Origin of the sequence: Synechococcus sp. R55.3, assembly GCF_047461975.1 — a bacterium.
Classification (GTDB): domain Bacteria; phylum Cyanobacteriota; class Cyanobacteriia; order Thermostichales; family Thermostichaceae; genus Thermostichus.
This window is the reverse complement of the sequence record NZ_JANSIG010000100.1, coordinates 1-10,758: the sequence shown is the minus strand read 5'-3', so window position 1 is coordinate 10,758 and position 10,758 is coordinate 1. Positions and strand designations below refer to the sequence as shown.

The following is a 10,758-nucleotide window of genomic DNA, read 5'->3' as shown; positions in this document are numbered from 1 at the left end:
CCGTGACGTTCTAGAGAGCCGTCTCAAGGAGATTCCTGCTGAACCCGGCGTATATTTAATGCGAGATGCCACGGATCAGATCCTCTATGTAGGCAAGTCCAAGAAATTGCGCTCTCGCGTGCGATCTTATTTCCGCTTCACCGGCGACCTGTCCCCTCGCATTCAGCGCATGGTAGCTCAGGTTTGCGAGATCGAGTTTATCGTAACCGACAATGAAAGTGAAGCCCTAGCCCTAGAAGACAATCTGATTAAGACCCATCAGCCCCCTTATAATGTTCTCCTTAAGGACGATAAAAAGTATCCCTATTTGTGCATTACCTGGTCAGAGCCTTATCCCCAGCTTTACATCACCCGCCATCGTCGCCTTGATCGGAATCAAGATAAATATTACGGCCCCTACACGGATGTTGGTCTATTGCGCCACACCCTTGGACTGGTCAAACGGATTTTTCCCTTGCGCCAACGGCCCAAACCTCTGTACAAAGATCGCACCTGTTTGAACTACGACATTGGGCGCTGCCCCGGAGTATGCCAAGGCTTGATCAGCCCAGAAGAGTATCGCAAAACGCTGACTCAAGTGGCCATGATCTTCCAAGGCCAGACAGATGAGCTGATCCGAGAGCTGCAGGAGAAGATGATCCAGGCCGCCGAACAGGAAAATTATGAGGCAGCCGCACGATATCGGGATCAAATTCGCGGTTTGGAACAATTGGGAGAATCCCAGAAGGTCTCTTTGCCTAACTCTACCGTCAGCCGTGATGCTCTGGCCTTGGCCATGAATGATTCACGAGCCTGCATTCAATTGTTTCAGGTGCGGGCAGGCAAGTTGGTGGGGCGGCTGGGGTTTGTGGCCGAAAACCGCGGTGACGACCCAGGCCTTATCTTGCAGCGGGCTTTACAAGAGCATTATCAATACTGCGATCCGGTGGAAATTCCCTCTGAGATTTTGACCCAGTATGAATTGCCCGATCACGATTTTCTGGAGTCTTGGCTGAGTCAGAAAAAAGGCCGCAAGGTCAGCCTCATTGCTCCCCAACGGCAGAGCAAAGCCGAGCTGATCGAGTTGGTCGAGCGGAATGCCGAACTGGAGCTAACCCGCGCCCAGCGCTTGGCGGATCGGGATGCCGCGGCCTTGGAGCGCTTGGCAGAAGTCTTGGATTTGCCGGATGTGCCCCGCCGTCTAGAAGCCTACGATATTTCCCACATCCAGGGATCCGATGCTGTGGCCAGTCAGGTGGTGTTTATCGATGGCCTGCCTGCCAAACAGCACTACCGCCGCTACAAGATTCGCAACCCTGAGGTGCGCCCCGGTCACTCCGATGATTTTGCCAGCCATGCAGAAGTGGCCCGGCGTCGCTTCAGCAAAATGACCCCTGAGGATCAGCCGGATTTGGTGCTCATCGACGGGGGCAAGGGGCAGTTGTCGGCAGTCATGGCCGTCTTGGCGGATTTGGGGCTGGATCACCTGCCGGTGATTGCCTTGGCCAAACGAGAAGAAGAGATCTTTCTGCCGGGGGATCCCGTGCCCTTGCGGTTGCCGGCCCAAGATCCGGCTCGCTTGTTGTTGCAACGCCTGCGAGATGAAGCCCACCGATTTGCTCTCGCCTTTCATCGCCAGCAACGGAAAGCGCGTCAACATGCCTCTACGCTGGACGAGATCCCCGCCTTGGGCAAGTATCGGCAAAAGCTGCTGATGGAAGAATTTCGGTCGATTGCCCGCATTCAGGTGGCTTCAGAAGACCAGTTGGCTCAAGTGCCCGGCATTGGCCCGAAGATTGCCCGACAGATTTACCGCTACTTTCACCCGGAAACTCAGGCGGGATCCCCGGAGACAGCGCAGGTGGAGTAGTTGAGAATCCGCGCAGGGATCCCTGCTCCCCCAGCACTCGGTGGGGTGATATCCACAGAAGCCTGAGCACCCTTCCTCGCCCGTGATTTTACGGGGTTAGGGGGGAACTTGTAGTGCGGGAAACATCGCTTAAGGCAGAAATGATACATAATCCCAAGGACAGGTGTTCTCAGTGCCCTGGTACTGCTTGCCAATAGGGGATCCTGATGCTGGCCGAACTTGATGTGCTCCTGGAAAATGCCCCCATTGGGATCTTTCGTGTGGATCTGCAGGGACGATACCGGTTTGCAAATGCCAAGCTTGCCGAGATATATGGCTATGCCTCCTCCGCTCATCTGATGCGCCATCTGTCGGATTTTGGCCATCGTCTTTATGTCGATGCTGCCGGTCGTCGTCAGATTTTCCAGGATCTGCTTGCAGGCAAAGTCGGCGACGGGAGAGTGGCGCGAGAGTTTTTGATCCACAGTCGCAAGGGCTTGGACTTGTGGGTGCGAGAACAAATTCAAGTTGTCCGCAATCCGGCAGGGGATCCCCTCTGTTTTGAGGGGTATGTGGAAGATATCACGGCGCGGAAGCAGGCTGAACAAGCGCTTGCAGAGAGCCAACTCCGCTACAAAAGGTTGGTTTGTGCTATCCCACAAGCCTTAATGATCTTTAGCCAAGAAGGCAAATGCCTGGAGCTGATTTCTTCCCCGGAGAATGCTTGTGTTGCCTCACTCTCAGCAGAGCATATTCAGGGAAAAGCAGTGGGAGAGCTGTTCGGCCCTGAGGTTGGCGATCAACTGCAGAGGCTGATTGACCGTTGCTTGAGCAGCGGATCCCGGCAAACCTTGGAATATCCCCTAACCAACTCAGCGGGAGAGCTCCGTTACCAAGAAATTTGCATAGTTCCCTACGGAGCAGATTGCGTGCTTGGCTGCATTCAAGATATTACCGAGCGTAAGCGTCTAGAGCTGGCTTTGTTGGAGATTCAACAGCGATTCTGGGGTATTGTAGAGTCCTGCAATTTGGGCATTTCTCTGCTGCCTCTTGAGCCAGAAGCTAGTCCGCATGGCATGAACTCAGCCCTCAAGGATATAACAGGATATTCTGCAGAGGAATTGAAGGCTTTGCCTCTGGAGGCTTGTATCCCAGACTTGGCCGATGTTGAAACTCTAAAAAAACTTTGGCAGGAGTTGGTTGATGGCCGGCGCAGTCATTATGAATGGGAACATCCCTACACCCGTAAGAATGGCCAAATCATCTGGGTAAAGTCTCAGGTTTATGTTGTGAGAGATGAAGAACAAAAGCCTCTGTTTGCCGTTTACTTCCTGGATGATATTAGCGAGCGCCGATCCATCAAATCTGCTCTTGAGGAAATTCAAAACCAATTGCAGGGGATCTTCAACTTCTGTAGCCAAGGGATTGCTCTGATGAGCTTGGATCCTGATCCCCGGTATCTCAGCCTCAACCCGGCAATGGCAGAGATTACAGGGTACAGCGAGGAAGATTGGTCAGCTCTGAAAGCGGAAGATTACACTCCCTATCCCGAAGACCGAGAACGGGGCGAGATACTCTGGAATGAACTGCTTTCCGGGTACACCAACAACTATGAATATGAAAAGGTGATTTGCCGTAAAGATGGCAGAGAGATCTGGGTTCGCTTACAACTCTTCGCGGTGCGAAACGCTCAAAACGAGCCTCTGTTTGCCATCCAATTTCTAGAAGATATTTCCGAGCGAAAAAGGGCCGAAACTCACCTGCGAGAAAGTTTGGCCGATCTGGCCCGCAGCGAAGCACGTTACCGCGCTCTTTACGAAGCGATCCCAGATATGCTTTTGCAAGTGGATCGGCAAGGGCTAGTCTTGTCCTATAAGCCCCCCAGAGGATTTGCATCCGCCTATCCCGATGACCGCTATCTCAACCAATACATTCAAGATCTGTTTCCAGAGCATTGGAAAACCTACTTTGCCCCTTTGCTAGAGAAAGCCTTTCAAACGGGAGAAATTCAGGTTATTGAATATCCGCTTCCTCAAATTTCTCAAGACGCGGCGGAAGCATTGCCGGAATATCGCGAGGCCCGTCTGTTGCCCTTTGGGCCGGATGAGGCCATTGTTTTGGTGCGCGATATCACCCTGCGCAAGCGCCTGGAGCTGGCCCAGCAAACACGAGAAGCTGAATTAACAGCCCTGGTGCAACAGCGAACCCAGCAACTGGAACGCAGTCTGCAGTTTGAATCGATTCTGCGCCGCCTTACCCATCAGATACGGGCAACTCTGGACGAAAAGCAGATCTTGCAGACGGTTGTGAACGAGCTGGGGAAATTTTTGGGCGTTCTTTTTTGCAATGTCGGCCTTTACGATAGCCGCCGAACCTACTCCCTGATCAGCTATGAATACACGACGCTTTCGACCTCTGGGATCGGCGCTCGGGTTCAGATGAAAGATTTTCCCCTCTTCTACGAACAGCTATGGCGAGGCTGGTGCTTTCAACTGTGCGCCCGGGATCGTCAACGGGATCCCGACACTTTGCCCCCTTATTTGACCAAGCTGGCCTGCCCCATTGCGGACGATCAGGGCATTCTTGGGGATCTGTGGCTGGCTCGGCCTCCTGAGGAGAGTTTTAGCGATTGGGAAATCGATTTGGCCCAGCAAATGGCGGCCCAGTGCGCGATTGCCTTGCGACAGGCCAGGCTCTACCTCAGCAGCCAGGCTCAGGTGACGGAATTGAAAAAACTCAGCCAAATTAGGGATAACTTCCTGGCCGCCGTCTCCCATGAGCTGCGCACTCCCCTTACCAGCATTAGCCTCTCGGTTCACCTGCTGAAACTGAGCCATCAAGTTTCTCCTCTCACCCCCAAGCAAATCCAGTATCTTGAGGTTCTGGAGCAGGCGTGCGAGCGAGAGATCTCCCTAATTAACGATCTTCTGGATCTACAAAATTTGTCGGGCAATACGCTCAAGCTGCCCTCTGAGCAGGTTAACCTGCCTCTCCTTTTGGCACCTCTTATCAATCGGTTCCAAGACCGGATGCGCAAGCGGCAGCAAACCCTAGAAGTTCACTGGGATCCCCACCTGCCCTATCTGCACACCCATCCCCGCCTGTTGGAACGCTTGGTCTGTGAGCTTTTGACCAATGCCCACAAATTCACGCCCGCCGGCGAACACATTGTCCTAGAGGCTGTTGCTTTGGGTTCCGACCGCTGGGAGCTGCGCTTGACCAACACGGGCACCACCATTCCCCTCGAAGAACAAGAACGCATTTTCGAGCAGTTTTATCGCATCCCCCACTCGGATCCCTGGCAGCAGGGGGGAACAGGCTTGGGATTGGCTCTGGCCCAAGCCATTGCCAACCACTTGGGCGGCTCTTTGCAGGTGGAAAGCACTGCCCACCAAACCACGTTTATTCTTCGCTTGCCCGCAGCAGAATCTTGTTGACGATTCGGTTTGGGCCACTTATGGTGAGATTTACCATATGGGGGGCAGGGTGAAGGTAGCGCTGTTGCAACTGAACTACATCGTCGGCGATCTAAGCGGAAATGCCGAGCGCATCCGTTCAGCGGTTGAGGCAGTGGCGGCGGCGGGAGCAGAGTTGGCCATCACCTCGGAGCTGGCGTTGCTGGGATATCCACCCCGCGATTTGTTGCTCTACCCGGCCCTGATCGAGAGAGCGAACCAAGTTTTGCAGCACTTGGCCAGTCGGCTACAGGCCAGCATTCCGGTGGTCGTGGGATCCGTGCAGCCCAATCCTCTGCCTGAGGGTCGGCCCCTTTACAATGCTGCTGCCTGGCTGGAGGGGGGCCAGATCCGCCACTGGTTTCAGAAGTCGCTCTTGCCCACCTACGATGTCTTCGATGAGGATCGCTATTTTGAGCCGGGATCCCAGCCCCAACCCATCGAGTACCGTGGCCGCCGCCTGGGCTTTACCATTTGTGAAGACATTTGGAACGACCGCGACTTTTGGCAGCACCGCCGCTACCACTGGGATCCGGTGGAAGAGATGGCCCGCTGCGGTGCCGACCTGCTGATTAACCTCTCGGCTTCCCCCTTCAGCCTGGGCAAACAGAAGTTGCGGGTGGAGATGCTGGGATCCCTGGCCCGCAAGCACGCCCTGCCCATTCTCTACGTCAATCAGGTGGGGGGCAATGATGATTTGATCTTCGATGGGGCCAGTTGCGCCCTGGATCGCTGGGGTCGGGTTGTGGCCCAAGCGGCTGCCTTTCAGCCGGATCACCTCATCCTGGATGTGGACGAGTTGACGCAGTCTCCCAACCCAGACCAGAGCCCACCGACCGCGGGATCCCGCTGGCCGACCGAACCAGAAGCCGAGCTGTACGAAGCCTTGGTTTTGGGCACCCGCGATTACGTCAGCAAATGTGGCTTTCGCGAGGTGGTATTGGGCCTGTCGGGAGGGATCGATTCTGCCGTCACTGCTGTGATTGCTGCCGATGCTTTGGGGCCGGAGCGGGTGCTGGGGGTGCTCATGCCCTCTCCCTATTCCAGCCCTGGCAGCCTGACCGATGCCTACCAACTGGCGCAAAACTTGGGGATCCCTACCCTAAAGCTGCCCATTCAGCCCATCATGGAGAGCTACCACCAGCTTTTGGCAGAGCCCTTTGCCGGCCTCCCCCCAGACATCACGGAAGAAAACCTGCAATCTCGCATTCGCGGCACCCTCCTCATGGCCCTTTCCAACAAGTTCGGGCGGCTGCTGCTGACCACAGGCAACAAATCAGAGCTAGCAGTGGGCTACTGCACCATCTACGGGGATATGTCCGGCGGCCTGGCGGTGATTTCCGATGTGCCCAAGACCTGGGTGTACCGCTTGGCTCGCTGGATCAACCGACAGCAGGAGCGGATCCCGCTTGCTACGCTGACCAAGCCCCCCTCAGCGGAATTGCGACCCGGCCAACAAGATAGCGACAGCTTGCCCCCCTACGATTTGCTGGACAAGATCCTGCAGCGGCACATCGAGCAGCATCAATCCGGCCCCGAGTTGGTGGCTCAAGGGTTCGATCCCGACACGGTGCAGCACGTGCTGCGGCTGGTTCAGAATGCCGAGTTCAAGCGACACCAAGCTCCCCCTGGGCTGCGCATCACCGATCGCGCCTTCGGCACCGGCTGGCGGATGCCAATCGCCAAGCGTCAAGAAGGGATCATCTAATGGAACTAGTGGGATACCCTCACACCAGCTCCTCCCTCAGAGGGAGAAAGGGAAAGATTCGGCGCTGTCGGAATTGCTTGGAGTAGTTGGTGCCCGCTCAAGCCTTGTTGCCATTCAGAACGGCTACAACTGGTGCAGTCACGCTTCCTGCTCAATACCCTGCTCAATACAATAAAGGGCCTGCAAGCCAGCAGACCCAAGGAAAAGCCAAAAGGCGGTAAGTTGAGGTCTCTTAGATCAGGCCCAGCCAGGAAGCAACGCCTTGGCCCGTCACCGCTTCGATGACAATGGCCAACACAAAGCCAATCATGGCAGCCCGACCGTTGAGGCGCTCGGCATACTCGTTAAAGCCAAACTTGGGCTCAGACAAATTGGGGTTAGACATGAGAACCTCCAGGGTAGATGGGAACGACAGGGAGTGGGATCCGTAAAGAACGAAAACGAGAACGGCACTTGACCTTCAGTATAGTTTGCATTTCTTCATGATCGCAAGCAAGGTGGTCACCCGCTGCCGATGGCGGCGATGATCTGCCGCGCCAGGGGAATGGCCGCCTCATAGGCTTTGCCCTGATGCAGGTGCAGCACCAGCGTCCAGTTGGGATCCGGCAGGGGCCAAAAGGCCAGCAACCAGGCTTGAAAATCTTCTGCCCAGAGAATTGGTCGTCCTCGTCGTTGAGGATTGAGGATGGTGCCAGACTTGGCTGCCACTGGGATCCCTTCTGGGGCAATGCCGCGACAGGTGCCCGCTGTTGCTGCCAGGCTCATGCCAGCATGGAGAGCCTCCCAAATCCACTCCGGTAAAGAGAGGGCAGGCAGGGAGACCTCGCCAGAAAGGGGAACACCGCGGCGGGCAATCACGCCCCCATAAACCAACAGCTCCCAGGGATCCACCGGCCCAGCCAGACCGGTCGCCAAGAGCGGAGCCGGAGTTGTATTCTGCACACTCCCTAGGCCGAAGCGCCGCAGCCACTCCACCAGGGTATCGGCCCCTAGCTCCCAGCCCAACTGGTAGAAGTACACATTGCAGGACTGGGCCAGGGCTTGGCGCAAGTTCAAGGTTCCATGTCCGCGGGGATCCCAGCAGGGTAGGCGGCCCAACCCCAGTTGCGGCGGCGGATCCCACCAACCCGGACAGTGGATCAAGCGCTCCCCAGAGCTGATCCCAGTCTGCAGAGCAGCGGCGGCAACGGCGCATTTGACGGTTGAGCCAGGGCTGGCCCTGATTCTGGAAGCCTGCTCCGGCTGCCAAACCCTTGTTAAACGACCGGTGTTCAGGTTGAGGACGGCGGCAAAATCGCGCGGATGGGGCAGCCCTGCAGATTTCCCCTGCAAGCCCCAGGTCAAAGCAGAACCCAACAGCCAGGCTCCACAGGTGCGACGGTTCATCTGCTGTTGGCCCCGAAAACCCAGCCAGACAAAAGCGGATCCCTGTTACAAAAATTCGGAAATCGCAGCCTTCTCACGGACTAGGGTAATCTGAGTTCAGGTCAATGGAGATAACCCTCATGGCAATTCAGCGTGGTGCCAAAGTCCGTGTGCTGCGGAAAGAATCCTACTGGTACCGGGATGTGGGAACGGTTGCGGCGGTGGATACCAGCGGCATTCTCTACCCGGTGATCGTTCGTTTCGACAAGATCAACTACTACAACATCAACACCAACAACTTCCGCGAAGATGAACTGGAAGTGTTGGAAGCTCCCAAAGCCAAGGCCAAAGCTGCGGCCAGCTAAGCCAAAGTTCTGATGCCGGGGACTGTGTTCTTGAGCAAGTCGTTCTGTGCCTGAACTGCCGGAAGTTGAAACAGTTCGGCAAGATTTGCAACGCCTCACCCTGGGGCCGCGGATACTTGCGGTGGAGGTGCTCCTGGCCCGCACCATTGCCTACCCTGCAGGGGAGATGTTTGGGCGGAGCTTGATTGGCACCCGTTTTACCCAGTGGCAGCGGCGAGGAAAGTATCTCCTGGGATCCCTGGATTCGGGAGCGGTTCTGGGTGTGCATTTGCGCATGACCGGGCAGTTGCTCTGGGTACAGGGATCCACGCCCTTATCGGCTCATACTCGCGTTCGCCTGGCCTTCGAGCCAGGGTGGGACTTGCGCTTTGTGGATCAGCGCACCTTTGGCCAGATGTGGCTGGTGCCTGCCGGTGTTGAGCTGGAGGCGGTGATCCCCACCCTGCAGACTTTGGGGCCGGAGCCCTTTTCGCCAGCTTTTTCTGAGGCCTATTTCCAGGCTGCCCTACAGAAGAGCCGCCGTCTTATTAAAACCGCGCTGCTGGATCAATCGCTGGTAGCCGGGGTGGGCAACATTTACGCCGACGAAGCCCTGTTTCTGAGCGGCATTCACCCTTTGACGCCAGCAGTTCAGCTTTCGGATGTGGCCAAGGCACGCCTGCGAGAAGCTTTGATCGAGGTGTTACGGGCCGGGCTGGAGCAGCGGGGCACCACCTTGCGGGATTACCGGGATCTGCGTGGGCTCAACGGCAACTATCAAGGGCAAGCGTGGGTGTACGGTCGGGAAGGGGATCCCTGTCGCCTCTGTGGCACCCCAATTCAGCGGATGAAGCTGGCAGGTCGGTCGGCTCACTTTTGCCCCCACTGCCAGCCACTCAAAACCCCCCTCTCCCTTGGGGAGAGGGGTTGGGGGTGAGGGGGAGCGCTTGGGCTCCGGAGCAGCTACCATCGCCAGTGCAGGGGATCCGGTGAAAAGAATGGCATGGCTCCGGTTCACAAAGCTCTGGGGTGGGGCGAGTTTGCTCGGCTGGGTGGTCTTCCCAGGGGCTGCGGCCTTTGCCCAACTGGAGTTGGATGCCCAACTGGGCCGATCCCAAATTGTTTCTCCCAGCAAAGATTGCCCCGCCTGCGACCTGACGGGGGCAGAACTGCCGGGAGCTGACCTCAGTGGGGCCAACCTAAAAGAAGCGATCCTCAGACAGGCCAATCTCCAAGCTGCCGACCTCTCCCAAGCGATCCTCAACTTGGCCGATTTGAGAGGGGCCAATCTGAGTGGCTCAGCTCAGGCAGGGGCTTTCTTGTGGGAAGCCGATCTGGCGCAGGCCAACCTGCAGCAGACAGATCTGACGGGTGCCAATCTGCAGGTGGCCAACTTAAGCGGGGCCGACTTGCGTCGAGCCATCCTCACCGGCGCCGACCTCACAGGGGCCAAGTTACACAATGCCGATCTGCGGGGGGCCGACCTGCGAGGCGCTTTTCTGGAGGGGGCGGATCTGACCGGCGCCCTGTACAATGCCCAAACCCGGCTGGATCCCACCTTTGACCCCCAGGCCCGCGGCATGGTCTTGGTGAAGCCATAACCCCCCTCTCCCCAAGGGAGAGGGGCTGGGGGTGAGGGCGCTTTATTTGGGATCCCCCCTTGGGCAGATTAAAACCAGCACCCCCTCGGCTGGGATCCCCTGCCATGACTCCCCCTGTCCGCGTTCTCATTGCCGACGATCATCCCCTCTTTCGGTTGGGGCTGAAGTTTGCCCTGCAAGCCCAAGGATTTGAGGTGGTGGCCGAAGCCGAGACGGGATCCCAGGCCGTCCACCATTGTCGCAGTTGCCCCATCGACGTAGCCATTTTGGATGTGCGCATGCCGGATGGGGATGGGATCGCCGCCTGCCAGCAAATCACCGAGCTGGGCCTGCCGGTGGTGGTGGTGATGATGACCACCTTTCAGGAGCCGGGTCTGATTGAGGCAGCCCGCCGCGCCGGGGCCAAAGGCTACCTTTCCAAAGAGACCGACCCGGCGGAATTGGCCCGCGTCATCCG

At 57.1% G+C, this 10,758-nt stretch carries 9 protein-coding genes; 7 read left to right on the top strand and 2 right to left on the bottom strand.

Annotation, left to right across the window (positions count from 1 at the left end; translation table 11 throughout):
- The 3 genes from uvrC to NW849_RS12675 all read left to right on the top strand — a co-directional run.
- A partial coding sequence (gene uvrC, locus NW849_RS12685) for an excinuclease ABC subunit UvrC (protein WP_414358026.1) occupies positions 1–1,849 on the top strand: 1,849 nt, incomplete at its 5' end.
- 206 nt (positions 1,850–2,055) lie between these two features.
- Positions 2,056–5,265 carry a PAS domain S-box protein gene (locus tag NW849_RS12680; protein ID WP_414358023.1) on the top strand — a complete coding sequence of 1,070 codons (3,210 nt, stop codon included), beginning with the start codon at positions 2,056–2,058 and terminating at the stop codon, positions 5,263–5,265.
- 37 nt (positions 5,266–5,302) lie between these two features.
- The gene (locus tag NW849_RS12675; protein WP_414358020.1) at positions 5,303–6,991 is read left to right on the top strand and encodes an NAD+ synthase; all 1,689 of its coding nucleotides are present in this window, start codon (positions 5,303–5,305) and stop codon (positions 6,989–6,991) included.
- 232 nt (positions 6,992–7,223) lie between these two features.
- Here the strand turns inward: NW849_RS12675 and NW849_RS12670 are convergent, their stop codons facing one another.
- Positions 7,224–7,376, bottom strand: a complete 153-nt coding sequence (locus NW849_RS12670) for a chlorophyll a/b-binding protein (RefSeq protein WP_011429120.1) — start codon at positions 7,374–7,376, stop codon at positions 7,224–7,226.
- Positions 7,377–7,492: 116 nt separating this feature from the next.
- Positions 7,493–8,377 (bottom strand): penicillin-binding transpeptidase domain-containing protein, encoded by an 885-nt coding sequence (locus NW849_RS12665; RefSeq protein ID WP_414358017.1) that lies wholly within the window; start codon positions 8,375–8,377, stop codon positions 7,493–7,495.
- A gap of 119 nt (positions 8,378–8,496) precedes the next feature.
- On the opposite strand from NW849_RS12665, the gene NW849_RS12660 reads away from it, so the two are divergent.
- From NW849_RS12660 to NW849_RS12645, 4 genes are all read left to right on the top strand, one after another.
- Positions 8,497–8,721 (top strand): photosystem I reaction center subunit IV, encoded by a 225-nt coding sequence (locus NW849_RS12660; protein WP_011432873.1) that lies wholly within the window; start codon positions 8,497–8,499, stop codon positions 8,719–8,721.
- 46 nt (positions 8,722–8,767) lie between these two features.
- A complete protein-coding gene (locus NW849_RS12655; protein ID WP_414358015.1) occupies positions 8,768–9,637 on the top strand; it encodes a DNA-formamidopyrimidine glycosylase in 870 nt (289 codons plus the stop codon).
- A 61-nt stretch (positions 9,638–9,698) separates the two neighbouring features.
- On the top strand, positions 9,699–10,301 hold the full coding sequence (locus NW849_RS12650; RefSeq protein ID WP_414358012.1) for a pentapeptide repeat-containing protein: 603 nt from the start codon (positions 9,699–9,701) through the stop codon (positions 10,299–10,301).
- Between the two features lie 104 nt (positions 10,302–10,405).
- Positions 10,406–10,758 (top strand): response regulator transcription factor (locus NW849_RS12645; RefSeq protein ID WP_414358009.1); only part of this gene is annotated, 353 nt, incomplete at its 3' end.

Coding starts and splice junctions, on each gene's coding strand:
- NW849_RS12650 (WP_414358012.1), top strand. CDS start 9,699: ATGGCATGGCTCCGGTTCACAAAGCTCTGGGGTGGGGCGAGTTTGCTC.
- NW849_RS12660 (WP_011432873.1), top strand. CDS start 8,497: ATGGCAATTCAGCGTGGTGCCAAAGTCCGTGTGCTGCGGAAAGAATCC.
- NW849_RS12675 (WP_414358020.1), top strand. CDS start 5,303: ATGGGGGGCAGGGTGAAGGTAGCGCTGTTGCAACTGAACTACATCGTC.
- NW849_RS12665 (WP_414358017.1), bottom strand. CDS start 8,377: ATGAACCGTCGCACCTGTGGAGCCTGGCTGTTGGGTTCTGCTTTGACC.
- NW849_RS12680 (WP_414358023.1), top strand. CDS start 2,056: ATGCTGGCCGAACTTGATGTGCTCCTGGAAAATGCCCCCATTGGGATC.
- NW849_RS12670 (WP_011429120.1), bottom strand. CDS start 7,376: ATGTCTAACCCCAATTTGTCTGAGCCCAAGTTTGGCTTTAACGAGTAT.